Source organism: Gordonia cholesterolivorans (assembly GCF_039531975.1).
Taxonomy (GTDB): domain Bacteria; phylum Actinomycetota; class Actinomycetes; order Mycobacteriales; family Mycobacteriaceae; genus Gordonia; species Gordonia sihwensis.
Window position 1 is genome coordinate 24,875 of sequence record NZ_BAAARB010000025.1, and the last position, 23,475, is coordinate 48,349.

20 protein-coding genes are annotated in these 23,475 nt (G+C 68.5%); 12 read left to right on the forward strand and 8 right to left on the reverse strand.

Translation table 11 applies throughout. From position 1 onward, the window contains the following. The first annotated feature begins 10 nt into the window (after positions 1-10). Positions 11-736, forward strand: a complete 726-nt coding sequence (locus tag ABFX36_RS17165; protein ID WP_039868111.1) for a DUF6474 family protein — start codon at positions 11-13, stop codon at positions 734-736. A gap of 3 nt (positions 737-739) precedes the next feature. After that, on the forward strand, positions 740-1,465 hold the full coding sequence (locus ABFX36_RS17170; protein WP_006898095.1) for a cutinase family protein: 726 nt from the start codon (positions 740-742) through the stop codon (positions 1,463-1,465). A 32-nt stretch (positions 1,466-1,497) separates the two neighbouring features. Here the strand turns inward: ABFX36_RS17170 and ABFX36_RS17175 are convergent, their stop codons facing one another. From ABFX36_RS17175 to pdhA, 3 genes are read right to left on the reverse strand one after another with little or no spacing between them, the layout of a single operon-like run. Continuing rightward, positions 1,498-2,793, reverse strand: coding sequence for a dihydrolipoamide acetyltransferase family protein (locus ABFX36_RS17175; RefSeq protein WP_346077542.1), 1,296 nt, complete (start codon positions 2,791-2,793; stop codon positions 1,498-1,500). Between the two features lie 20 nt (positions 2,794-2,813). After that, entirely contained in the window at positions 2,814-3,812 is a 999-nt protein-coding gene (locus tag ABFX36_RS17180; RefSeq protein ID WP_006898097.1) for an alpha-ketoacid dehydrogenase subunit beta, read from the reverse strand. Beyond that, positions 3,812-4,888, reverse strand: a complete 1,077-nt coding sequence (gene pdhA, locus ABFX36_RS17185; RefSeq protein WP_346077544.1) for a pyruvate dehydrogenase (acetyl-transferring) E1 component subunit alpha — start codon at positions 4,886-4,888, stop codon at positions 3,812-3,814. Before pdhA ends, ABFX36_RS17180 begins: the two co-directional genes overlap by 1 nt. A 150-nt stretch (positions 4,889-5,038) precedes the next feature. Here pdhA and ABFX36_RS17190 point away from each other — a divergent pair, with 150 nt between their 5' ends. Then, the gene (locus tag ABFX36_RS17190; RefSeq protein ID WP_006898099.1) at positions 5,039-5,521 is read left to right on the forward strand and encodes an Lrp/AsnC family transcriptional regulator; all 483 of its coding nucleotides are present in this window, start codon (positions 5,039-5,041) and stop codon (positions 5,519-5,521) included. A 143-nt stretch (positions 5,522-5,664) separates the two neighbouring features. Then, positions 5,665-6,834 carry an NAD(P)/FAD-dependent oxidoreductase gene (locus ABFX36_RS17195; protein WP_346077546.1) on the forward strand — a complete coding sequence of 390 codons (1,170 nt, stop codon included), beginning with the start codon at positions 5,665-5,667 and terminating at the stop codon, positions 6,832-6,834. 30 nt (positions 6,835-6,864) lie between these two features. Here ABFX36_RS17195 and ABFX36_RS17200 read toward each other — a convergent pair whose 3' ends face one another. Together ABFX36_RS17200 and rraA are read right to left on the reverse strand one after the other, a co-directional pair. Continuing rightward, complete coding sequence (locus ABFX36_RS17200; protein WP_006898103.1) at positions 6,865-8,418, reverse strand: succinic semialdehyde dehydrogenase; 1,554 nt, start codon at positions 8,416-8,418, stop codon at positions 6,865-6,867. Positions 8,419-8,448: 30 nt separating this feature from the next. After that, positions 8,449-8,937, reverse strand: a complete 489-nt coding sequence (rraA, locus tag ABFX36_RS17205; protein WP_039868113.1) for a ribonuclease E activity regulator RraA — start codon at positions 8,935-8,937, stop codon at positions 8,449-8,451. A 172-nt stretch (positions 8,938-9,109) separates the two neighbouring features. On the opposite strand from rraA, the gene ABFX36_RS17210 reads away from it, so the two are divergent. The 3 genes from ABFX36_RS17210 to ABFX36_RS17220 all read left to right on the forward strand — a co-directional run bounded on the left by ABFX36_RS17210 (position 9,110) and on the right by ABFX36_RS17220 (position 11,494). Then, the gene (locus tag ABFX36_RS17210; RefSeq protein ID WP_006898105.1) at positions 9,110-9,682 is read left to right on the forward strand and encodes a TetR/AcrR family transcriptional regulator; all 573 of its coding nucleotides are present in this window, start codon (positions 9,110-9,112) and stop codon (positions 9,680-9,682) included. A gap of 70 nt (positions 9,683-9,752) precedes the next feature. Further along, positions 9,753-10,841, forward strand: a complete 1,089-nt coding sequence (locus ABFX36_RS17215; protein ID WP_346077555.1) for an FtsX-like permease family protein — start codon at positions 9,753-9,755, stop codon at positions 10,839-10,841. Then, complete coding sequence (locus ABFX36_RS17220; RefSeq protein ID WP_006898107.1) at positions 10,838-11,494, forward strand: ABC transporter ATP-binding protein; 657 nt, start codon at positions 10,838-10,840, stop codon at positions 11,492-11,494. Before ABFX36_RS17215 ends, ABFX36_RS17220 begins: the two co-directional genes overlap by 4 nt. Before the next feature lie 72 nt (positions 11,495-11,566). Here the strand turns inward: ABFX36_RS17220 and lysX are convergent, their stop codons facing one another. Further along, complete coding sequence (lysX, locus tag ABFX36_RS17225; protein ID WP_346077550.1) at positions 11,567-14,959, reverse strand: bifunctional lysylphosphatidylglycerol synthetase/lysine--tRNA ligase LysX; 3,393 nt, start codon at positions 14,957-14,959, stop codon at positions 11,567-11,569. On the opposite strand from lysX, the gene ABFX36_RS17230 reads away from it, so the two are divergent. Together ABFX36_RS17230 and ABFX36_RS17235 are read left to right on the forward strand one after the other, a co-directional pair. Next, positions 14,958-15,230: an RNA-binding S4 domain-containing protein gene (locus ABFX36_RS17230; RefSeq protein ID WP_006898109.1), complete on the forward strand. Its 273-nt coding sequence runs from the start codon at positions 14,958-14,960 to the stop codon at positions 15,228-15,230. The genes lysX and ABFX36_RS17230 overlap by 2 nt on opposite strands. 328 nt (positions 15,231-15,558) lie before the next feature. Continuing rightward, positions 15,559-15,981 carry a VOC family protein gene (locus tag ABFX36_RS17235; protein WP_045538342.1) on the forward strand — a complete coding sequence of 141 codons (423 nt, stop codon included), beginning with the start codon at positions 15,559-15,561 and terminating at the stop codon, positions 15,979-15,981. Between the two features lie 91 nt (positions 15,982-16,072). Here the strand turns inward: ABFX36_RS17235 and ABFX36_RS17240 are convergent, their stop codons facing one another. Further along, a complete protein-coding gene (locus tag ABFX36_RS17240) occupies positions 16,073-17,056 on the reverse strand; it encodes a TauD/TfdA dioxygenase family protein (RefSeq protein WP_006898112.1) in 984 nt (327 codons plus the stop codon). A 185-nt stretch (positions 17,057-17,241) separates the two neighbouring features. Next, positions 17,242-19,593, reverse strand: a complete 2,352-nt coding sequence (locus ABFX36_RS17245; protein ID WP_278125698.1) for an arylsulfatase — start codon at positions 19,591-19,593, stop codon at positions 17,242-17,244. 197 nt (positions 19,594-19,790) lie between these two features. Here ABFX36_RS17245 and ABFX36_RS17250 point away from each other — a divergent pair, with 197 nt between their 5' ends. From ABFX36_RS17250 to ABFX36_RS17260, 3 genes are read left to right on the forward strand one after another with little or no spacing between them, the layout of a single operon-like run. Beyond that, on the forward strand, positions 19,791-21,374 hold the full coding sequence (locus ABFX36_RS17250) for an ABC transporter substrate-binding protein (RefSeq protein ID WP_346077552.1): 1,584 nt from the start codon (positions 19,791-19,793) through the stop codon (positions 21,372-21,374). Between the two features lie 2 nt (positions 21,375-21,376). After that, a complete protein-coding gene (locus ABFX36_RS17255; protein WP_006898115.1) occupies positions 21,377-22,336 on the forward strand; it encodes an ABC transporter permease in 960 nt (319 codons plus the stop codon). 41 nt (positions 22,337-22,377) lie between these two features. Continuing rightward, complete coding sequence (locus ABFX36_RS17260; protein WP_006898116.1) at positions 22,378-23,298, forward strand: ABC transporter permease; 921 nt, start codon at positions 22,378-22,380, stop codon at positions 23,296-23,298. Positions 23,299-23,475 lie beyond the last annotated feature (177 nt).

A 23,475-nucleotide genomic window follows, 5' to 3' on the forward strand; every position in this document is an offset into this window, starting at 1 on the left:
GAAGGTCGCCATGGGACTGCTCTCATCTATGAGCTCGAAGAGGGCTCAGCGCAAGGCCGATGCGAAGGTTCGCAAGGCGGAGGAGAAGGCGATCCGCAAGCGCGCCGAGGTCCAGGCGGAGGCCGAGTCCCGCGCGAGCCGCAAGGCGCAGAAGCGTCGGCTCAAGGATGAGCACAAGTTCCACAAGCGGGCGCAGAAACAGGATCGCAAAACGGTCAAGGCCACCGGCAAGGCCCAGCAGAAGGCGGCGGCCGCCGAGGCCAAGGCGATAGCCGAACAGGCGAAGGCCGACGCCGCCGCGGCGTTCTTCACGCCGGCGAAGATGAAGCGGTACCTCGCGGTGGCCCGGATGGCGGCCCCGATCGTGGTTCCGATCGCGTATCGGGCCGCGGTCGGCGCCCGCAGCCAGGTGACCGCCGTCCAGGCCCGCCGAGCGGGCGTGTCGCCGGCGCTCCTGACCCAGTACGGCGGCCCCAGCGCATCGCTGCGGGCGCGCATCGCGGCGTGTCGCGCCACCGCGGACGAGGTCGCGGCGCTCGAACAGTCGGCCGAGGGCAAGGCCTTCGTCTCGGCGATGTCCAGCCGCCTGGACAACCTCCAGGTCGCTGCCGATGCCGCCGACACCATGCCCGCTCAGCAGCGCAAGAACGCCCAGCGCGCCATCGACAACGAGTTGACGGCGATCGACAACGATCTGCTGGCGCGGCTCAACGTCCATCCGGTCCAGGCGGGCTGAGCCGTGACGCGCCGGGTACTCGCGCTGCTGTCCTGCCTGATCGTTGCGGCCGCGGGTCTGCTGACCGGCGGCGCGACCCTCGGCCGCGCCCCCTCGACCGCGGCACCGCGGTGCGTCGACGTGCACGTCCTGTTCGCGCGCGGCACCGTCGAGGAGGCTCCCCCGCTGGGCGTCACCGGGATCGCGTTCGGCAACGCCGTCAGGAACCGGTTGCCCGGTAAGTCTGTCCGCATCGAAGCCGTCGACTACGCCGCGAGCGGCAACTTCACCGACCGGCTCGCGTTCGCGCGCACCTTCGTCGACGGAGTCAAGACCGCGCAGCGGCGGGTGAAGTCGATCGCCGCCGCGTGCCCGGACACGCGGATCGTCATCGGTGGCTACTCGCAGGGCGGCGCACTCGCCGGATACGCGATCAGTTCGGCCTACCGGGTCCCCGATCGCTATCAGCAGTACCGCACATACGTGCCCGAACCCCTGCCCGCGGCCGTCGCGCCCCACATCGCCGCCGTAGTGGAGTTCGCACCGCCGTCGGCGCGCTTCCTCCGCGAGGCAGGCGCTCCCCCGGTCCAGCCGCAGGCGGTCTACCGGAACCGGACCGTCGAGTACTGCATCCAGGGCGACACGATCTGCAACGGCGCACCGCTCGGCGGCCCGAACGCGCTGCACCTGCTGTACTCGGTGAACGGCATGGCCGATCAGGCCGCCGATTACGTCGCCCGGCACCTGTAGCGCGACCCGCGAGCCCCGGCCCGGTACCCCGCTCAGCTCAGGGCGATCAGCGACAGCGGGTCCGAGAGCGCGTCGGCGACCGTCGCCAGGAAGACCGAGCCCTGCTCGCCGTCGACGAGCCGATGGTCGAAGGAGAGGCTGAGGGTCGTCACCTGCCGCAACGCGATCTCACCCTGCCATTCCCAGGGTCGAGGCCGGACCGCGCCGAAGCAGAGGATCGCCGCCTCACCCGGGTTGATGATCGGCGTACCCGAGTCGACGCCGAAGACGCCCACGTTGGTGATCGAGAACGTGCCGCCGAGCAGGTCGGCGGGCGGCGTCGCACCGGCCTTCGCGACGGTCGTCAGTTCGCCCAGCGCCCGAGCGAGTTCCAGCAGGCTCATCGTGTGGGCGTTCTTGATGTTGGGGACCAGCAGTCCGCGGGGCGTGGCCGCCGCGATCCCGAGGTTCACATAGTGCTTGGTGACGATCTCCTGCGCGTCCTCGTCCCACGTCGAGTTGAGCGACGGGTTGCCGCGCAGCGCCACCAGCGCCGCCTTCGCGACGAGTGCGAGAGGTGTCAGCCGTACTCCGGAGAAGCGTCGGTGAGCGGCGAGGTCGTCGACGAGTTCGGTCATCGCCGTCACGTCCACGTCCACGAACTCGGTGACGTGCGGAGCCGTGAACGCGCTCGCCACCATCGCCTCGGCGGTGCGGCGCCGGACGCCGCGGATCGCGGTGCGCTCCTCGTCCGGCCCGGCGGCCCCCGCCGCGGTCGGCGCTGCCTCGTCGACCGCACCGGCCTTCACCGCGGTCAGATGCCGGTCGAGGTCGGCTCGAGTCACTTCGCCCGAGCGTCCGGTCGGCCGCACGTCCGTCAGGTCCACGCCGTGTTCGCGCGCGAGTTTGCGGACGGGCGGAGCGGCGAGCGGTCGTTCCGGAGCGCTGTGGCCGACCGCCCCGACGGTGTCGCGCGCGTCGGAGGCGGGCGCGGGCTTCCGCCGCCTCCGGGTGCCGCTCTCCGCCGCGACGCCGTACCCGACGAGCACGGGTTCGGGTGCCTGCGGCTCGACGGCATCGGCCTCCGGCGCATCCGCCTCGTCGCCGGCGACCCGGATGTCGATGAACGGGCTGCCGACGTCGACGGTCTCCCCCTCCTGGACGTGCAGTTTCACCACGGTGCCCGCATACGGCGACGGCAGTTCGACGGCGGCCTTCGCGGTCTCCACCTCGGCGATCACCTGGTTGAGTTCCACGGTGTCACCGACCGTCACCTCCCAGCGCACCAGTTCGGCGTCGGTGAGCCCCTCACCGAGGTCGGGCAGATCGAAGGTCGAGATGACGGACATGCCGGGTCCTTCCGCAGGAGTCAGTCGAGGAGTACCGCGTCGACGGCGGCGAGGATGCGGTCGACGTCGGGCAGAAAGTGACGTTCGAGTTTCGCCGGCGGATAGGGGGTCGCGAACCCGCCGACCCGCTGGATCGGTGCCTCCAGATGGTAGAAGCACTCCGACATCACGCGGGCGGCGATCTCGGCGCCGACGCCCATGAAGACCGGCGCCTCATGCGCGATCACCAGCCGGCCGGTGCGCCGGACCGAGGCCGAGAGCGTGTCCGTGTCGAGGGGCGAGATCGATCGCAGATCGACCACTTCGACGGACCGTCCCTCGTCCTCTGCGACGGCGGCCGCCTGCAGCGCGGTGGTGACCAGCGGCCCGTAGGCCACCAGCGTGACATCCTCGCCGGGACGTGCGACGCGCGCCTTGTGGAGGGGATACGGATCGGCGTCCAGAGCCGGGTAGTCCGTCTCGCCCTTCTCCCAGTAGCGCCGTTTGGGCTCGAAGAACAGCACCGGATCGTCTGAGGCGATCGCCTGCTGGATCATCGTGTAGGCGTCTGCCGCGTTGCTGCAGGTCACCACCCGCAGACCGGCGGTCGCCGCGAAGTAGCCCTCGGGCGACTCGGAGTGATGTTCCACCGCGCCGATGCCGCCGCCGAAGGGGACCCGGATGGTGATGGGCATCGAGACATGGCCCGCGGTCCGGTAGTGCAGTTTGGCCACCTGCGACACGATCTGATCGAACCCCGGATAGATGAAGCCGTCGAACTGGATCTCGCACACCGGGCGGTAGCCGCGGAAGGCGAGCCCGACCGCTGTACCGATGATGCCGGACTCGGCGAGCGGGGTGTCGATGACCCGGCCGGTCCCGAACTCCTCCTGCAATCCGTCGGTGATGCGGAAGACCCCGCCGAGGCGACCGATGTCCTCGCCCATCAGGACGACCTTCGGATCGTCGGCGAGCGCCTTTCGCAGACCCGCGGTGACGGCCTTCCCGAGTGGAGTCGGGGCGGGCGCCGCGGCGGTCATCATGCCTCCAGGGTGTCGAGGTAGGCGGCGTACTCGCGCCGTTCGGCGTCGATCAACGGGTGCGGTTCGGCGTACACGTCGTCGAAGATCGACAGCGCAGGCGGGTCGTCCAGCGCGAGGCATCCCCGCCGGAGTTCGGCGGCCGCGGCGTCGGCGTGCTCACCGATCAGCTTCGCGTCCTCGTCCGACAGCGCACCCGCGGCCTCGAGCAGCAGGCGGATGCGCTCGATCGGGTCGCGCCGGATCCACTCGGCATCATCGGCCGCGGTGCGGTAGCGGGTGGGATCGTCGGACGTGGTGTGCGGTCCGCGGCGGTAGGTGACCGCTTCGATGAAGGTGGGGCCGCCGCCCTCTCGCGCCAGTTCCAGAGCCGCCCGGGTGACCGCCAGCACGGCCAGCACGTCGTTTCCGTCCACCCGCACGGTCGGCATCCCGTAGCCGCGGCCGCGGTTGACGATCGGCGTCTTGCTCTGCAGGGTCACCGGCTCGGAGATGGCCCACTGGTTGTTCTGGCAGAAGAAGACCACCGGCGCGGCGAAGCTCGCCGCGAAGCCCATCGCCTCCGAGACATCGCCCTGGCTGGTGGCGCCGTCGCCGAAGTAGGTGATGACCGCGCTGCCCGCACCCTCGAGGTTCAGTCCCATCCCGTAGCCCGCGGCGTGCAGGGTCTGCGCCCCGATGATGATCGCCGGAGTCGCGATGTTGTGCTCGTGCGGATCCCAGCCGGACAGTGACGTGCCGCGCCAGAACGGCATCATCTCCTCGAGCGCCACGCCGCGGCAGTAGGCGACGCCGTGTTCTCGGTAGCTCGGGAAGACGAAGTCCTCGGCGTCGAGCGCTCGGGCCGAACCGATCTGAGCGGCCTCCTGCCCGAGCAGCGGCGCCCACAGACCGAGCTGCCCCTGGCGTTGCAGCGCCGTGGCCTCGGCGTCGATGCGTCGGACGACGACCATGTCCTCGTAGAGTCTCCGCAGTTCGGCCATGTCGATGTCGTCGACGTAGGTCGAGAAGTCGGGATGGATGTGCCGCTCGCCGGTGATGGTGACGAGTTGAACGATTTCGTCGATGTCGGACACGACTGCCTCCTTCGGGACGTCCGCGTGGATCGCACGCTTCCTGGTCCGTGTGGCCACCGTCTCAGTAGATTGCAGCCTGCGCAAGGTCCATCGGGGAAATTGATCAGAATGCCCAACATCAGCACCGTTCGACGAGCGATACTGTGCGCTATGGCCAGGCTGGACCGAACCGACGCGAAGATTCTCCGTGCTCTGTGCGAGTTCCCGCGCGCCACCGGCGTGCAGTTGGCGGGACTGGTCGACATGGCGCGCAACACCGTCCAGGCGCGGATCGGGCGGTGGGAGACCGAAGGCGTGCTGGCCCCTTTCGACCGTCGCGTGCATCCGCGCGACCTCGGCTTCCCCCTGCGCGCCTATATCGCCGTGGTGGTCGACCAGCATCGCCTGGAGCAGGTGCTGGACTCGCTCGACGGGATTCCCGAAGTACTCGAAGCCGTAGGCGTCTCCGGCATCGCCGATCTGCAGCTGCTGGTGGTCGCCGCCGACGCCGACGATCTCTACCGGATCGCCGGACATGTGCTGGCCGTTCCGGGAGTGGAACGGACGACGGTATCGGTGGTGATGCACGAGGCGATCGGGTATCGGACCCTTCCGCTGATCGAGCGCCTCGCCGGCGGACGTCCGCCCGACTGACCTCTCCGACTGGTCGGTTTGTGGATCTCACCGATCTGCGGCCTACCGATTCGTGCTGATGACCAAGACGTGGATCACATCTCGTGCCTACCCTCGGAGGGGAGGACACATCTCGCCTCTTCGACCTGCCGAGGGGAAGCCCCATGGACAACACCGCTTCGATCACCGCCGCCGACTTCGACACAATCGTCGTCGGCGGCGGAATCGCCGGCGTCTCGATCGCGTACGAACTGGCCGCCCACCGATCGGTCGCCCTCGTCGAACGTGAATCGACGCTGGCCTACCACACCACCGGCCGTTCGGCCGCGACCTTCCTGGAGAGCTACGGCAACGCCACCGTGCGTGCGCTAACCCGGGCCAGCCGCGACTTCTTCGTCGCGCCGCCCGACATCGTCGACGGCCCGCTGGTGGCCGAACTGCCGTTGCTGATCGTCGCCGAGGAGACCGAGGTCGACGGACTTCGCGCCCTGTACGAGACGGTGAGTCCACGCAGCCAGACCATCGAGCTGGTCGACGGGAACGCGGCGGAACAGCTGAATCCGATGCTCCGGTCGGGTTACACCGACCTCGCGATGGTCGACTACGGTTCGCTGGAACTCGACGTTCACGGCCTGCACCAGGGCTTTCTGCGCGGGCTCCGGCGCCGGGGCGGCACCGTGCTCAAGTCGGCGGGCATCGTCGAAGCCCGCCGCGAGCGGTCGTCCTGGGTGCTGCGCGATGCGGCCGGCGACGAACTGCGCGCCCGCACCGTGGTCAACGCGGCGGGGGCGTGGTGCGACGAAGTCGCGGGCATGTTCGGCGCCGCCCCGATCGGCATCGCTCCGCTCCGCCGGACCGCGTTCATGGTTCCCGACCCGCGGGAGACCCCTGCCCGCTCCATCGCGGCGCGCCGCACCATGACGATGTCGGCGAACGAGGACTTCTACTTCAAACCCGACGGCGCAGGCTTCTTGTGTTCCCCCGCGGAGGAGACACCGCAGCCGCCCTCGGACGCCAAACCGGACGATCTGGAGATCGCCCGCGCGATCGAACGGCTCAACGAGGCGACGCTGCTGGCCGTGCGCAGCGTCTCGACGTCGTGGGCCGGCCTCCGCAGCTTCACCGCCGACCGCACGCCGGTGGTCGGACCCGATCCCGCGGTCGACGGCCTCTTCTGGTTCGCAGGCCAGGGCGGCTACGGAATCCAGATGGCTCCGGCGCTCGCGCGCGCCGGAGCGTCGCTGGCACTCACCGGCGATCTGCCCGCCGACCTCGCCGACTTCGGCATCACGGCGGCGTCCCTGGCCCCCGGCCGATCGGCCCTGGCCGCCTGAGGGTCAGGCGACCGGGCCTCGAACCCTCGCTTACCGGCCGGGCAGGTACTTGAGCGACTTGATGATCTGCGGGGTCAGCTTCAAGTACAGGCTCTGCGGGATCCCGCGGATGCCGTCGAGACCGATGAACCGCTGGGTGGCGATGGTCTGCGGCTCGGTGTACTTGAGCAGCCCCTCCTCACCGTGTCGGCGTCCCATGCCCGAGATGCCCATGCCGCCCATCGGAGCTGCCGTGGAACCCCATGCGGCGGCGTAGCCCTCGTTGATGTTGACCGTGCCCGCGTGGATCTGCTCGGCGATCTTCTGCGCTTCGTCGTTGCTGCCCGCGAAGACGCTGGCGTTGAGACCGTACTCGGTGTCGTTGGCGCGCTTGATCGCCTCGTCGGTGGAGTCGACCGGGTAGATCGACACCAGCGGGCCGAAGGTCTCGTCCGCGTAGCAGGTCATCTGTTCGGTGACGCCGGCGAGCACGGTCGGCTCGTAGAAGAACGGGCCCAGGTCGGCGCGCTTGCGTCCGCCGGCGAGCACCTTGGCGCCCTTGGCGACGGCGTCGGTGACGTGCGCGTCGACGGTGTCGACCTGCTGTGCCGAGGCGAGCGAGCCCATGTCGGCGCTGAAGTCATAGGTGCCCGCCAGGTTCATGCCCTTGACGTGCTCGGCGAACTTCTCCGAGAACTCGTCGGCGATGGCCCGATCGACGTAGATCCGCTCGATCGAGATGCACAGCTGCCCGGAGTTCGAGTAGCACGCGCGGGCGGCACCGGCGACGGCCCGGTCGACATCGGCGTTGCGGGTGATGATCAGCGGATTCTTTCCACCGAGCTCGGCCGAGAAACCGATCAGCCGCTTGCCCGCCTGAGCCGCGAGAGTCGACCCGGTGGCCGATGATCCGGTGAACATGACGTAGTCGGTCTGCGCGACGATCGCCTGCCCGACCACCGAGCCCGGACCGGGCACCACCGCGTACAGCTCGCGCGGGAGTCCCGCCTGGTACAGGAGTTCAGCCAGCGCGAGGCAGCAGTACGGGGTGTTGCTGTCGGGCTTGATGACGACGGCGTTGCCCGCGATGAGCGCGGCCACCGCGTCGGAGACCGCCAGCGTCAGCGGGTAGTTCCACGGGCTGATGACGCCGACGACGCCCTTGGGCTGGTAGCGGACCCGAGTGTCGGTCGCGCCCGGAAGCATGCCCTGCACCTTGCGATCGGCAAGCATCTTCGGACCGTGCTGCGCGTAGAAGCGGGCGGTCAGCGCGACGTCGATGACCTCTTCCTGCGCATAGATCCGCGCCTTGCCGGTCTCGGCCTGCGCGATGTCCATGAGCTCCTCGGCGTGGTCGTTGACCAGCTCGGAGAAGCGGTTGATCACCTTGGCCCGGTCGGCGGCCGAACGATCGCCCCATGCGCTCTGAGCTGCGCGGGCGCGGGCCACGGCCAACTCGAGATCCTCGGCGGTGCCCACTGGCACGGTCGCCATCTCGACGCCGCTGTAGGCCTCGAGCACCGGCCGGGTCGGGCGGTCGGCCGGGTTGTCGATCGCGGCCAGCGCGGCCAGACGCTGGAAGTATGCGGGTGCGGGCTTCGGCATGATGTGCTCCTAGAGTTCTGTGGCCTGCGGTCAGGCTTGGGGCGCGACGAGGACGATGCCGTCGTCGTCGGAGTAGACGATGTCGCCCGGATTGAAGGTGACGCCGCCGAGCTCCACCGGCACGTCCCGTTCGCCCGCACCGGTCTTCGTCGACTTGCGCGGGTTGGTCCCGAGCGCCTTGACGCCGATGGCCATGCCGCCAATGGTCTTCGCGTCGCGGATAGCGCCGTTGGCGATGATTCCCACCCAGCCGTTGGACCGACCGAGTTCGGCGATGATGTCGCCGACGAGCGCGGTGTGCACCGACGCGTCGCCGTCGATCACGAGCACGCCGCCCGGGTTGGGCTCCGACAGGATCGACTTGAGCAGCGCGTTGTCCTGGAAGCACCGGACCGTGGTCACGGTACCGACGAACTCACGGTTCCCGCCGTACTGGGTGAACTGGGTGTCGCAGCTCCGGACATCGGCGCCGATCTCGTCGACGAGGTCGGCGGTCGGGGTGAAGTTCAACGTGCTCATGGCCATCGATTCTAGGCGGGCGGACTCTTATCTGTAACGCCCGGTTACGTCACAGCTGCCGCAGCCGGTGAGCACCGGCTTCGGGCACCGGCTTCGGCGGCCCGCGCGGCGGCGGTAGCGTGTTCTATCCGTACGACCCGAGTCTCCACTTCCGGAAAGGCGGCCGACCGACGTGCCGAAGATCAGTGCCGACTCGCTCGCCGAGCACCGCGAGGCAGTGCTGTCGGCGTTGATCGACGGAACCGAGCGGATTCTGCTGAGCCGGGAACGGCTCACCGCGGCCTCGGTCGCCGCCGAGGCGGGCATCGCCCGGAACAGCATCTACCGCTACGTCTCCTCGATCGACGATCTGGTGGACATGGTGGTCGCGCGAGGCTTCGAGGAGTGGGCGTCGCAGGTCCGCGCGGACGTCGCCGCCGCTGCCGACCCGCGCGCCGCCGTGGTCGCCTACGTGCGCAGCAACCTCACACTCGCGGCCGGCGGCGAGCACGCTCTGCAGCGGTCACTCGCCCACGCCGGCCTGTCGGAGTCGGCCCGTGAGCGGATCTCCGACCTGCACGGACAGATCGCAGCCGTGCTGCACGAGGCGGTCGCGCGTTCCGGCGCCGCGCACCCCGACCTGGTCATCGCCGCGGTCGGGGCGCTCGTGGACTCCTCACTCGCCCTGGTCGGTCCGGAACAGGACTCGGAGTCGGTCATCGACTTCATGTGCGGCGCCGCGGAGGCGATCGTCGACTCCGACTGAGCCCAGTTAGGGACACCCTGTCGCGATCATGTACCGTCCTTCGCGACATAGTGTCTCTAAGATGGGAGCGATGGTGTTCATCGCATTGCGTGAACTGCGAGCGGCCTGGGGCCGCTTCGCGATGATCGGCCTGGTGGTCGCGCTGGTCGCGGCCCTGGTCGGAATGGTGTCGGGCTTCACGATCGGCCTGGGCAACGACACGGTGTCGGCGCTGCGTGCGCTCAACGCCCAGTCCGTGGCCTTCGCCGACGGAACCTCCGACTTCAACCGGAGCGTGATCTCGGCGAAAGACGTGGACGCCTGGCGATTCCAGTCCGGCGTCGAGGCGGCGCCGATGGGCGTCACCATGTCGCACGGCGAGACGGAGAAGGGCACGATGGTCGACCTCGCGGTCTTCGGCGTCGATCCGGACGGTCCGCTGGCTCCGGACACCGAGAGCGGTGATCGACTGACGCCGGCACCCGGCGAAGTGGTCGTCTCCGACAAGCTGCACGACGACGGCGTCGGCATCGGCGACGTGCTCGCGATCGACAACAGCGACGTCCGACTGCGGGTGGTCGGTATCTCCGAGGCCCGCTCGTACGGACACGTCCCCGCCGCGTACACCTCGCTCGACACCTGGCGGACCATCCGGTACGGCACCACCGATCTGGGCCCGCGCCAGCAGGGAACCGCCGCCGCCGTGGTCATCGTCGGCGGGACACCGCCCGATACGCTCGGCGGCACCACCACGCAGAGCGAGGACGTCCTGCTAGCCGCGGCTCCCGGCTACTCCGGCGAGCGGCTCACCATGAACTCGATCCTCGCCTTCCTCTACGTGATCGCTCCGCTGATCGTCGCCGCGTTCTTCGCCGTCTGGGTGCTGCAGCGTCAGGGCGTGTACGCGTTGCAGCGGGCGCTCGGCGTGTCTCGCTGGTCGCTGATCGGTTCCGCACTCGCCCAGGCCGCGGTGGTCGTCGCGCTCTCCACCATCATCGGCTCGGCGGTCGCGTATCTGCTCGGCCTGTTGCTCGGCGACGCCGTTCCCTTCGACCTCTCGTTCTCGTCCCTGGCGACGACCACGCTGGCGGTGATCGCGGCATCGCTCGTCGGCTCCGCCGTCACCCTCCGCTGGGTGGTCTCTGCCGATCCCCTGACCATGCTGGGAGCATCCCGATGAGCCTCGACCTCCGCGACGTCCGCGTCGAATACCACTCGGGTGAGGAGCGTCTCACCGTCCTCGACGGATTCGACGCGACCTTCCGAGCCGGTGAGGCCACGGCCATCGTCGGCCCGTCGGGCTCGGGCAAGTCCACCCTTCTCGGTGTGTGCGGCATCCTGCGACAGCCCGACAGCGGGAGCGTCACCCTCGACGACACCGAGGTCACGGGCCTGTCGGTCCGCGCCCGCGACCGGATGCGGCGCACCCGGGTGGGATACGTGTTCCAGTCCGGCAACCTGTTTCCCGGACTCACCGTTCTCGACCAGGTGCTGGCCCAGGCCGTCATCTCCGGACGCCGACCGTCGCAGGCCCGCGACCGCGCCCTGCACCTGCTCGATGAAGTGGGGCTGGCCGGACACGAGAAGCAGCGGCCCGATGAACTCTCCGGCGGCCAGCGTCAGCGAGTCGCGATCGCACGCGCCCTGGTCCACGAGCCACGACTGCTGCTGATCGACGAGCCGACGGCTGCGGTGGACCGCAGCCAGGCCGGCCGCATCACCGCCCTGATCAAGCAGGTGACCGCCGAGTCCGGCTGCATCACGGTCATCGCGACCCACGACCCCGAGGTGATGGCCGCGGCAGACAGCACGCTGTCGCTCGCCGCGGTCTGACCGCACGCGCTCGAAAACTTTGGCTCCCGGACCGGTCTCACAGCCCGTTCCGGGAGCCAAAGTTTTCGGGGTCTATTGGTGCGGCTTGGCCAGCGGGAACGCAAGCGACTCGCGGATTGACTGACCGGTGATCAACATGACGATGCGGTCCACGCCGAGGCCGAGGCCGCCGGTCGGAGGCATCGCGTACTCGAGCGCGGTGAGGAAGTCCTCGTCGAGCTCCATCGCCTCCGAGTCACCGCCCGCCGCCAGGATCGACTGCTCGGTGAGCCTCGTGCGCTGTTCCACCGGGTCCGTCAGTTCGGTGTAGGCGGTGCCGAGTTCCACACCCCAGGCCACCAGATCCCAGCGCTCCGCGAGGCCGTCGACGAGGCGGTGTGCGCGGGTGAGCGGCGACGTCGAGGTCGGGAAGTCCTTGTAGAACGTCGGGAACGTGGTCCGTGCCTCCACCAGGTGTTCGTACAGTTCCAGGACCAGATGCCCGGCGTCCCAATCGGGGCGGAACGCGATGTCGAGCCCGCGGCACACGTGCCGCAACTCATCCACCCCCGTCTCCGGAGTGATCTGCACTCCCGCAGCCTCCGACACCGCGGCGTGAACGGACTTCACCGGCCACTGTCCGGAGATGTCGACCGTCTCCACGCCGCCGTCCCCGGTGCGCTCGATCACCGCCCGCCCGTTGGCGGCGGTGGCCGCTGCGACGATCAGCTCCCGCGCAAGCGTCATCATCGACTCGTAATCATGGTGTGCCGCATAGGCTTCCAGACTGGTGAACTCCGGGTTGTGCGAGAAATCGACGCCTTCGTTGCGGAAGTTCCGGCCGATCTCGAAGACCTTCTCGATGCCTCCCACGCACAGTCGTTTCAGGAACAGTTCGGGGGCGATGCGCAGGTACAGGTCCATGTCGTAGGCGTTGATGTGCGTACGGAACGGGGTCGCGTTCGCCCCTCCGTGCACCTGCTGCAGGATCGGCGTCTCCACCTCCAGGAATCCCTCCAAGGCGAGATGATCGCGGAGGGCGCGGACCACGGCGCTGCGGGTCGCCAGCAGTTCGCGGCTGCGAGCGTTGACCGCCAGGTCGAGGTAGCGCTGCCGCACCCGGGCCTCCGGATCGGTGAGACCGCTCCATTTGTCCGGAAGCGGGTGCAGACACTTGCCGTTCAGACGCCACTGCGTCGCGAGCACCGACAGCTCGCCCGATCGGCTGGTCCCGATGGTTCCGGTGATATCGACGAGGTCTCCCAGATCCACGGTGGACGCGAAGTCGAGCGAGTGCTCCCCCATCGCCGCGGGTTCCACGAGGATCTGGATCTCGCCGCTCTGGTCGTGCACGTCGGCAAACGTGACTCGACCGAAGTCGCGTTTGCGCGTGAGCCTTCCGGCGATGCGCACCACGGTCCCGAGCGACGCGGCCGCGGCCTGGGCCACGGTGTGCGTGGGCGGTTGCGCCACCGGGTACGGGTCCACTCCGTCGTCGATCAGCCGCTCCAGCTTGTCCAGCCGCACGCGCACCTGTTCGGGCCGACGCACCTCGGCGATCCCTCGGGTCCGCGACTCCGATTCGAGTTCGGCGACCAGTTCGTCGACGTCGATGCCGTCCGGGACCGACGACGCACCGCTCCGATAGTGCCTGGCCCGCCAGTGCTTGCCGGGAAGCTGGACGAATCCCTCGGCGACCATCGCGGCCAGAGCGACGCGTGGAATCACCTTGGCGTCTTCGTAGCAGATGTAGCGCGGCTTCCACCGGGGCTGATACTTCGCATTCGACTTGTACAGCGACTCCATCTGGAAGAACTTCGAGAAGAACTTCAGCACCGCGTACACCAGCCGCAGCACCGGTCGGGCCCCCACCTGCGGCCCGTGCTCGAAGACGTCTCGGAAAGTGGCGAAGTTGAGGGAGATCTTCGTGACGCCGACCGACTCGGCGTTCTGCGCCAGCTCGGACACCATGGTCTCCACCACGCCGTTCGGGCCGTTGCGGTCGCGCCGCATCAGGTCCAGCGAGACACCGCTGCGGCCCCAGGGAACGAACGACAGCATGCCGATGACCTTCTCGTCGGCGGTGCCCTCGGCCTCCACCGCCTCGACGAGCAGTGCATCGCCGTCCGCCGGGTCACCCACCCGGCCCAGCGCCATCGCGAAGCCGCGCTCCTGCTCGGTGTCGCGCCATTCGTCGGCGCGCCGGACCACTCCTTCCACCTCGGCCCACGGCAGTTCGCTCATGCGCCGCATCCGGACGGTCACACCGAGCCGTCTGACCCGCGACACCGACCCCCGCACACCCTTCATGGTGGGCCCGGACAGGCTGAAGTCGGCCGCGTTCAGGATCGCCTCGTCGCCGAGGTTGATTGCGTCGAGGCCGGCAGCGTGCAGGACTTCGGCTCCCCTGGTGCTGGCGCCGAGCACTGCCGGATGCCACCCATAGGTCTCGCAGAGCGCGAAGAACTCGGCGATGGCCTCGGTCCAGGAGTCCGGATCGCCCACGGGATCGCCGCCGGCGAGCGCTGTCGACATCTCCACTCGATAGGTGATCGCCGCACGTCCGTCGGGGGAGAAGACGACCGCCTTGTCGCGCCGCGTCGAGAAGTAGCCGAGCGAGTCCTCGTCGCCGTAGGCGTCCACAAGCGCACGCACCAAGCGTTCGTCCTCAGCGGTCATGAGCGAGCTGAGCCGCTGCGACCGGAACAGCACGACGGCCGCACAGATCAGCGCGAGCGCCCCGAACAGACCGAGCAGCCAGTTCACCATCCAGGGCGCGTGATGATTCGCGAAGGGTTTCACATCGATGGTCGCGAAGGCGACCACGTGGTTGAAGGCGTACGGCAGCCGTTCGTTCGGTGCCACGGTACCGGGTGCGACGCTGAGCAGCGCCCAGCCGGCGAGGGTTCCGGCGGCCAGTCCGCCGACCAGCACCACCGCCGCCCACCGGAGGGCGCCGCGCCGGACACGGGTGTTGAACTGCCGGTAGCCCGCGATCAGCACGACCATCAGCGCGATGTTGACGATCAGACCGCTCACCGACTGCCGCCACTCGTCCGCCCAGCCCGGGTCCGACGCGGCGACCAGGACCACCAGCAGGTTCAGCACGGTGTAGAGCGATAAGTAGGCGACCGTGATCCACCACGCCACACGTTTGCGCAGCGACAGCGACACCGCGAGCAGCCCCAGAACCACCGTCCACGCGAGGCTGGTGCTGGGCATGGGGAACAGGTAGTCGTCGACGAACATCCGCGGAATGCGGATCAGATGCCGGAACGGCGGGATCAGCGTCGACAGCAGTGAGACGGTCGCGAGCAACCCCACGACGGTCCCCGCGATCCGCGGTATCCGCCGGCCGAAGCCGCTGGGATTGGAGATGCGCCGGACGATCGCGGACGATCGACGATTGGCGGTCGCGTGTCGACTCGCCTCCCGCGTCGCCGCACTCGGCATCGCGTCACGGGATCCGTTCTCCAGTTCTGGCATGCCTTCAAATTATCCGGGCGCCCGGCCGACGGAGAAGGACGCGCGGCACAATGCAGGAGTGGATCAGATCGAAATCCGGGATGACAACATCCGACTCGGGCAGTTCCTGAAGCTTGCGAACCTGATCGAGTCCGGGGCCGACGCCAAGGCGGTGATCGCCGACGGGCTGGTCACGGTCAACGGCCGGCCGGAGATCCGCCGCGGCCGTCAGCTGCGCGACGGCGACGTGGTCGAGCTGGGCGGAATCAGCGTGCGAGTTTCAACTCCGTGAGCTCCTGCTGAGTGACGAGACGTTCTCGCTGCTCAGACAGCTCCCGGGGAACACGGCGCCAGTTGCCGACGACACGCGCGAGCATCGTTCGCGGGGTCTTGCGTCGTTGGCGACTCGTCGGCATGTCTGTCCTTTCCACTCCGAGCCCGCAGTAGGCTCACTCCCTATCCAGAGTGTCGTCGACGACGCACCACGCGTTAGCCTCCGGCGCGGAAAGAGTCCGGTTTCACTCACGGGCCGCGGTATGAGCCAGGTCGGCCGGACACCTCCCCCGCGCCCTCGAGGTGCGCGCATACTACAGAGACCACCGGCCCCGAAGGAGCGAGACATGGCAGAGTCGATCGCAACGTACATCGCATTGCCCGGCACCACAGCCGAGGCAATGCAGCACTGGCACGACGTCTTCGGAGGGGAGCTCCAGATCCTCCGCTACGGAGACAACCCGATGCCCGGAATGCCCTTCGACCCCGACCCGCAGGCGGTAGCGCACGCGACTCTGGTGACGGACGCAGGCATCATCGCCGGCGCCGACGCGATGCCGGACGGTCACGACTACGCCGTGCAGGGAACGGCCTACTCGCTGCTCTACACGACGGACACTCCGGACCAGGCGCGCACCTACCTCCAGCGGTTGGTCGAGGGCGGCGGCCGCGAGGCCATGCCCTTCGCCCGCGCGCCCTGGGGCGGATGGTACGGCCAGGTGTTCGACCGATTCGGCGTGATGTGGGCGTTCTTTTGCGCGGGAGAGTAGTGAGACGGCGGTCGGACCCCGGCCGCGGTGAGCCCGAGGCGGCCCGACACCGCAGTGCCGGGCCGCCGCCGCGTAGGTCACGCAGCGTAGGTCACGCCGCGTATACGCCCAACCGGCGCGGCTCCTCCACCACCGAGTAGTGCGATGCGTCGCCGGCGATGATCCGGCTGCTCTCGCCGTCGATGCTCACCGGGACGTCGCCGGCGAGCGTGATCCGGTGCAGTTCCCGCTTCTGCCCGCCGAAGTCGGCGATGCCGTAGTGCTGCGTGGCACGGTTGTCCCAGATCGCCACATCGCCGAGACTCCAATTCCACCGGAAGGTGTTCTCGAGCCGGGTGATTCGGTTCTGCAGCAGCTGGTACAGCGGACCGAACTCGGCGGGCTTTAGCGCCGGGAACTCCTTGACGAAATGTCCGAGCAGCAGACTCCGCTCCCCGGTCTCCGGATGCACCCGCACCACCGGATGGAGCGTCTCGTACGCGGCGCTCGTGAACTCGCGGTAGTGGTCGGCGCGACGGCGCGTCTCCTCGTCACCGCCGTCGTGTTCGGCGGTCACGTAGTCGTAGAAGTTGGTGTGCTTGGCCCACAGCCCGTCGACCAGCGCCCGCAGCGGCGCGGGCAGTTGCTCGTAGGCCGCCACGGTCGAGGCCCAGGTGGTGGCTCCGCCCCACGCCGGCAGCGTCACCGCACGCAGGATGGACGCCTTCGGGACGCGGTCGACGAAGGAGACGTCCGTATGCCAGCTGTTGGCGGCGCCTTCGATCGTCAACAGCTGCGAACCGCGGGAGGTGACCGTGGGGTGCGGAAGAGTCGGATCGCCGAGCAGTTCGGCGAACGCGTACTGACCGTCGTCGTCGAGATGATGCTGGTCGGTGAAGACGACCACCTTGTTCGCGGCGAGGGCGAGGCGGATCGCCTCGACCTGTTCGGCGGGCAACTCCCCGCCCAGGCGCACTCCGCCGATTCTGGCGCCGATGTTCTCGCCGAGTCGGTCGACGGTGATGCCTGCTTCGGAATAGATCTTTCGCGCGGCCTCTTCGCGGTCGGCGCGATTGGAGATGGACGTGACGGTCATAGCGAGATCCCTCTCGAAGAATGTGGTTGGAATGGTGTGAATTCATCACTGAATCGGCGAATGCCGATGCTTCGCCTGTGAGTGAGGAACTGATTGATGAGATACCGATTCGGTAATTCAATGAAATCAGTCGGCTCGACCTGCCGCGAGATATTCACTCACCCTGATCGAAAGGACGCAGAGCCTCAATCCGCGTGGTCGGCGGCGTGATCGTCGATCTCTCGCCGCACGTCTTCGGGGACCCGCACCGGGCCCGGCCGGTAGGTGACGGCCACCAGGGCGGGACCGGCACGGAAGACGCCGCGACGGCGGCGCAGCTGCGGGTCGACGGCGCCGCGTGCGTCGCGACCCACCGAGATCCCGGTCCACGGCGCCATTCCGACCAGTTGCACCGCATCGGGCAGGGACGCGACCACCGTCTCATCGCCTGAGGCCGAGGCGAGCACGGTGAAGTCCCACCTCACCCGCGGTGTCGCGGCCGCCCGGAGGGTGACGGTGTCCGTTCCGGGCGGCAGAGCACCGGTGACCCGCTGGATCCGGCCGTAGGAATTGAAGGTGAACGTCAGCCGCCCGTCCTCCACCGCCAGCAGGTAGCCGCCCTGCTGGTCGCCGTGCGCGACCAGCACCCCTTCGTCCTCGGCCGACCAGCCCCGCAGTTCGACGATCACGTCGAAGTCTCGGTAGGCGATGAGCCGACTCGACCGGTACCGTTCGAGCGTCGGCGTCCCGGCCAGGATCCGGACCGGCGATGCGTACCGGCGGTCCTCGGCCGGGCGTCGCCGCTGCGGTGCGTCCGCGGTGTCGAAGAGCGGGAACACCGTGTTGTGCCAGGCCGCGGCGTCCCATGCTCGCGCCAGTTCCGCCACGAGGTCGGGATGTTCCGCGGCCACGTCGTTCGTCTCCGCGGGGTCGGTGCGCACGTCGTACAGCTGCCAGCGGGGTGCGTCGACGTGGTCAGGGCGGTGGTCGTGCAGCGACAACAGCTTCCAGCCGTCACGATAGAAACCGCGATGGCCCCCGAACTCCGCGTACTGCTCGATGTGCGGCGAGGACGCCGCCGGGTCGCGGAGCACCTCGGCGATGCTGACGCCGTCCCGTTCCACCGCGGGCACGCCCTGACGTGTCGCGGGAGTCGGCACGCCGGCCAGCTCCAGCAGAGTCGGCGCGAGGTCGGTGACGTACGAGAACTGCCGCCGGACGCCGTTGTCTCCCTCGGTCCGCGGCAGCCCGCTCGGCCACGACATCACGAACGGCACCCGCACGCCGCCTGCGAAGGTCTGCCCCTTGTAGAAGCGGAAGGGGGTGTTGGACGCCTGGCCCCAGCCGCGCGGATAATGAACGCCGAGGTCGGCCGAGCCGATCAGCTCCTCGTCGTGCGGCACGTCGCGCTCCCAGTCATCGGGCACCGGACCGTGCACGAACTGGCTGAAGTACGACCGTGTTCCGGTGGCCCCGCCCTCTGCGGTGCCACCGTTGTCGGAGGTGAACACGATGATCGTGTCCTCGAGCTCACCGAGATCCTCGAGTAGGCCGATGAGCCGCCCGACGCTCTGGTCGACGCTGTCGACGAGCGCCGCGTACACCTCCTGGTAACGCTGGTAGCGGCGCTTCTCGTCGTCGTTCAAGTCGTCCCAGCACGGCGCGTCGTAGCCGGGTTCGGTGTTGCGCTCGGCGATCGGCGTGCCGGGGTCGAACAGACCGTCGGCGATCTGTCGCGCGAAGCGTTTGCGGCGCACCTCGTCCCAGCCTTCGGCGTACCTGCCGCGGTGACGAGCCAGGTCGTCGGCTTTCGCCTGGTGCGGTCCATGCATCGCGATGTGCGCGAAGTACAGGAAGAAGGGCTTGTCCGAGTCGTGTGCGCGCAACGCTGTGATCTGGTCGATCGCCCGGTCCGTGAGATCGTCGGTGACGTAGTACCCGTCGGGATACTCGTCGACGTCGACCACCGAGTTGTCGGCGATCAGCTGATTCGGGTTGAAGAACGAGTTCAAGCCCTCCAGCGAACCGTAGTAGCTGTCGAAGCCGCGCTGCAGGGGCCACGACTTCCGCGATCGCCCCGGGCTCATGTCGGCGTCCCGCACCAGATGCCACTTGCCGACAGCGAAGGTGGCGTACCCGGACTCCCGCAGTATCTCCGGCAGCGTGAGCACGTCGTCGGCCAGTTCCAGGCGCAGCCCGGGGAAGCCGGGGTCGGAGTTGGCGACGCTGCCGTAGCCCGCACGGTGCGGATTGACGCCGGTCAGCAGCGCCGCACGCGCCGGTGAGCACACCGGTGTGGTGTGGTAGTTGCTCAGCCGGAACCCGCTCCGCGCGAGCCGGTCGATGTTCGGCGTCGGGATCTCGGCGCCGAAGGGACCGACATCGGAGTATCCGAGATCGTCGACCAAGACCACGACGATGTTCGGCGCGCCGGCCGGCGGTTCGGGCTCGGGCGGCCACCACGGCGTCGACACCGAGGTGGTGCGGCCGACTGCGCCGCCGAAATCCTCGTAACCTCGCGCATGAGCGGGAATTGAATTGCCGTCGTTGCCGGACATCTGCCTGCTTCCTGTTCGTGTTATTCGCCGAATCAGCGTTTCGGCGCTTGCGCGAAGATGCCTCACTCTCCGATCTGTGGTCAAAGTTTAGATTCGGGCTGAACGCAACCGATTACATTCGGCCGCCACCCGCGAATGATTCCTCGAAGTCGCGCATTTCCGCGATCACCGTCCTCTTCGAGAAAGCAGACCTTCGCATGTTCCCGATTCCGCGCTCGCGAAAACCGTGGGTGCTCGCCCTGACCGTCGTCGTCGTGCTCGGCCTCGGTGGTTGCCGCAGCGCGGTCGAGGCGCAGCAGACCACCGCGACGTCCGGCCCCGTCGCGGCCGGCGGTGATCTGCGCGTGGGAGTACTCGGCGACCTCTCGCCCAAGACCTTCCTGCAGATCGGTACCGGCAGCGTCAACGGCCACGTTCTCGCGAACGTGTACGACACTCTGATCACCTACGACCACGCCACCCTCACGCCGCGGCCCTCACTGGCGACCCCGTGGAGCACGGCACCGGACGGCAAGACACTGACGCTGAATCTGCGCGAGCACGTCCGCTTCCACGACGGGCGCCCGTTCACCTCGACAGACGTTCGCGCGTCGCTCCAGGCGTACCTGGGCGGTCCGTGGACACCGCAGTTCAAGCGCACCGCGGCCGCCATCACCTCGTACGACGTCAGCGATCCCCACCGCATCGTGCTGACGTTCGCGCACCCCACGGGCAACGTCTTCGACCTGCTCGACTCCGCGCCCGTCCTCGACGGATCCAAGATCGATGAGCTCAAGGCCGGCAAGTCGTTCAACGGCACCGGCCCGTTCCGGTTCGACTCGTGGACGCCGAACTCCTCGGTGCGTCTGGTCCGCAACACCGGGTACTGGGGCGGGGCGGCGCCGCTCGACGCCGTCACCTTCGTCGAAGCCCGCGATCCCAAGTCGCTCTACACCCGGCTGCGCACCGGACAGCTCGACGTGGCCAGCGGACTGACCGACAGCGACCACCAGATCGCCACGCGCCGTTACGGCTTCAGCGACATTCAGCTCACCGGCGGCGAGTCCCAGGTGTATGTGGGCGTCAATGTGGCCAACCCAGCGCTCGGCGACCCCCGGGTGCGTCGCGCCATCGCCTACGCGGTCGACAGGGATCGGATCATCAAGGACGTCTATCGCGGCTCCGGATATCCGGTGAATCTGCCGTGGCCCCGGACCTCGCCCGCCTACGACGAGTCGGGCAACCGTACCTATCGCCGGGATCTCCAGCGGGCCCGCGACCTCCTGCGTGAGGCCGGGCCGGTCCCGCCGATCGACCTCGACTACACCACCGGCGGCTCGGACCGGATCGTTGCGGAGATCATCCAGTCGAACCTGCGCGAGGTCGGGATCACCGCGAATCTCGTTCCCAATGACCGGACCGTGCAGGCCACCAAACTGATCGGCGGTCAGTTCTCCGGGCTGTGGATACTGCAGCATGCCTTCGCACAGTTCACACCGTCGACGCTGGCGGTCTCGGCGTATCCGTTCAACGCAGCCAAGAACTCCTCGAACTACTCGAGCGCCGAGTACTCGTCGGCGGCCGACGCCGCCTGGAAGATCGCCGATCCGGCGTCTCCGCAGGCTCTGGACGCCTACCGCCGACTCGACCGTGTCTGGCTCGACGACCTCTTCCTGATCGAGATCGGTGTCGTCATCTCGAGCGTGACCGCGGCGCCGACGGTCCACGGCGTCGACTGGGACCGCCGCGACCAGCTCCATTTCGATCACACCAGCCTCGCCACCTCTGATCGGAGGTCCTGACCATGACCAGATATCTCATTCGCCGGATTCCGACGGCCGTCGTCGTTCTGCTGGCCGCCTCTCTGCTCGTGTTCGCCGTGCTCCGGCTCATCCCCGGAGGTCCGGAATCGGCTCTGGCGGGTCCCGACGCCGGGCCGGAGCAACTCGCCGCCATCCGTCATGACCTCGGACTCGACCGTGGTTTCTTCAGTCAGTACTGGGCATGGATCAGCGCCCTGGTCACCCTCGACTTCGGAACCAGCTACCAGGTGGGCGGCGACATCGGCGATCTGATCTCCTTCGGCCTCACCAACACCCTCGTGCTGACCGCGGCTGCGACCGCGGTGGCGGTGAGCCTCGGGCTGGCGTTGTCGCTGAGCGCCGTGATCTGGCGAGGACGGGTACTCAACGCGGTCCTCACCGGGATCAACGCGGTCGCGATAGCGTTGCCCACCTTCGTGGTCGGCACTGTCCTGATCGCCCTCTTCGGCATCCGCTGGCGAGTACTGCCCGCAGGCGGCACCCCGCCCAACGGACTCACCGACGACCTCGGGATCACCGCGCAGTATCTGCTGTTGCCCGCCCTCACCCTCGGGCTTCCCGCCGGGGCGATGCTGGCGCGGTTCCTCACCGAAGCCCTGCGGACCGAACTCGCACAGCCGTACGCCACCACTGCGATCGCCACCGGCGCGACCCGTCGTGATGTCGTCCTCAAGCACGCTCTGCGCAACGCGCTGCCGTCCACCGTCACCGCTTTCGGTCTGATCGTCGGCGCATTGCTCGGCGGGGCGGTGCTCGTCGAATCGATCTTCGGTTGGCCGGGGCTCGGGTTGCTCACCGAAGAGGGCATCTCCGCCCGCGACTACCCCCTCGTCCAGGTGCTCGTGCTCCTGTCGGTCACCGCGTTCGTGCTGATTCAGCTCGCCGCCGACGTCGTACACGCCTGGCTCGACCCTCGAATCCGACTGGCAGGTGCACAGTGACTCGTTCTTCCGACGCCCGACCATCCGACCCCAGGCCCGGGGTGCTGATACCGCAGCCACCATCCAGTTCGTCCGGCGAAGCCCTGCCCGTCGGTCCGGGACTGCTGCCGGAGGCACCCGCAGACCGTGACGAGACACGCGCGCGGCTGCCGCTCTACCGGAGCCTCCTACGCGGCTCCGGCCTCGTCGGGACCGTTCTCGTCCTCGCTGTCGTCGCCGCCGGGGTATTCGGTCCCCTTTTCCTCTCGCACGGCGCCGACCAGCAGATCGAGGGTGCGTATCTGCTTGCGCCCAGCGCCGATCACTGGTTCGGCACCGACGACGTGAACCGCGACGTCCTCGCACGCACGCTCGTCGGCATCCGCGTGGACCTGCTCATCATTCTCATCGCCGTCCCCATCGGTGCCGCCCTCGGCACGCTCGTCGGGCTTGTGTCGGTCACCGTGCCGCTCGCCGACAGCGTCGCGCAGCGCGTCTTCGACGTGATCCTCGCTTTCCCGGCGCTGATCCTCGGCATCGCGCTGGCCGCGATCCTGGGTCCCGGCGCGCTCACGGTCGGCATCGTCATCGCGGTCGCCGAGATCCCCGTCTTCGGCCGACTGGTGCGGACCTCGGTACTGCGAGTACGCGAGCAGCCGTATGTCGAAGCAGCGCGGGTCAGCGGCGCCGGGACCGGACGGATCCTGCTGCGGCATGTGCTGCCGAACTCGGTGGAGGCGCTCGGCGTGCAGTTCGCGCTGTCGCTGTCGCTCGGGGTCTTCATCGAAGGTGCGCTGGGCTATCTGGGGATCGGCGTCGTCCCACCGACTCCGTCGCTCGGCGGCCTCATCGCCGCCGGAAACAACTACCTGGAGACCAATCCGTGGTTCTCGCTCGGACCACTGTTCGTCATCTCCGCTCTCGTACTCGGGCTCTACCTGATCGCCCAGTCGATCTCGAACGACAGAAGGAACCTCCGATGACCGCCGCGTCCTCCCCCGCCGTACCCGTACCGTCCGTTCCTCCGGCCCTGGCCTCGAAATTTCATCGGGGTGACGTCCTGGCCTGTGCGGTTTCGGATTGATGGTTGTGAGCTGATTGTGCCTGTCGGGTACGACAAGGCCGCCGATCGTCGGATACGTCCGGGTTCCACATCACCG

What these genes read in the sequence shown, in the direction of transcription:
- ABFX36_RS17190 (WP_006898099.1), top strand. Translation starts at nt 5,039, where the DNA reads ATGGCCAGGCTGGACCGAACCGACGCGAAGATTCTCCGTGCTCTGTGC.
- ABFX36_RS17235 (WP_045538342.1), top strand. Translation starts at nt 15,559, where the DNA reads ATGGCAGAGTCGATCGCAACGTACATCGCATTGCCCGGCACCACAGCC.
- ABFX36_RS17255 (WP_006898115.1), top strand. Translation starts at nt 21,377, where the DNA reads ATGACCAGATATCTCATTCGCCGGATTCCGACGGCCGTCGTCGTTCTG.
- ABFX36_RS17200 (WP_006898103.1), bottom strand. Translation starts at nt 8,418, where the DNA reads ATGCCGAAGCCCGCACCCGCATACTTCCAGCGTCTGGCCGCGCTGGCC.
- ABFX36_RS17195 (WP_346077546.1), top strand. Translation starts at nt 5,665, where the DNA reads ATGGACAACACCGCTTCGATCACCGCCGCCGACTTCGACACAATCGTC.
- ABFX36_RS17230 (WP_006898109.1), top strand. Translation starts at nt 14,958, where the DNA reads ATGCCTTCAAATTATCCGGGCGCCCGGCCGACGGAGAAGGACGCGCGG.
- ABFX36_RS17240 (WP_006898112.1), bottom strand. Translation starts at nt 17,056, where the DNA reads ATGACCGTCACGTCCATCTCCAATCGCGCCGACCGCGAAGAGGCCGCG.
- rraA (WP_039868113.1), bottom strand. Translation starts at nt 8,937, where the DNA reads ATGAGCACGTTGAACTTCACCCCGACCGCCGACCTCGTCGACGAGATC.
- lysX (WP_346077550.1), bottom strand. Translation starts at nt 14,959, where the DNA reads ATGCCAGAACTGGAGAACGGATCCCGTGACGCGATGCCGAGTGCGGCG.
- ABFX36_RS17180 (WP_006898097.1), bottom strand. Translation starts at nt 3,812, where the DNA reads ATGACCGCCGCGGCGCCCGCCCCGACTCCACTCGGGAAGGCCGTCACC.
- ABFX36_RS17245 (WP_278125698.1), bottom strand. Translation starts at nt 19,593, where the DNA reads ATGTCCGGCAACGACGGCAATTCAATTCCCGCTCATGCGCGAGGTTAC.
- ABFX36_RS17165 (WP_039868111.1), top strand. Translation starts at nt 11, where the DNA reads ATGGGACTGCTCTCATCTATGAGCTCGAAGAGGGCTCAGCGCAAGGCC.
- ABFX36_RS17220 (WP_006898107.1), top strand. Translation starts at nt 10,838, where the DNA reads ATGAGCCTCGACCTCCGCGACGTCCGCGTCGAATACCACTCGGGTGAG.
- ABFX36_RS17175 (WP_346077542.1), bottom strand. Translation starts at nt 2,793, where the DNA reads ATGTCCGTCATCTCGACCTTCGATCTGCCCGACCTCGGTGAGGGGCTC.
- ABFX36_RS17250 (WP_346077552.1), top strand. Translation starts at nt 19,791, where the DNA reads ATGTTCCCGATTCCGCGCTCGCGAAAACCGTGGGTGCTCGCCCTGACC.
- ABFX36_RS17215 (WP_346077555.1), top strand. Translation starts at nt 9,753, where the DNA reads ATGGTGTTCATCGCATTGCGTGAACTGCGAGCGGCCTGGGGCCGCTTC.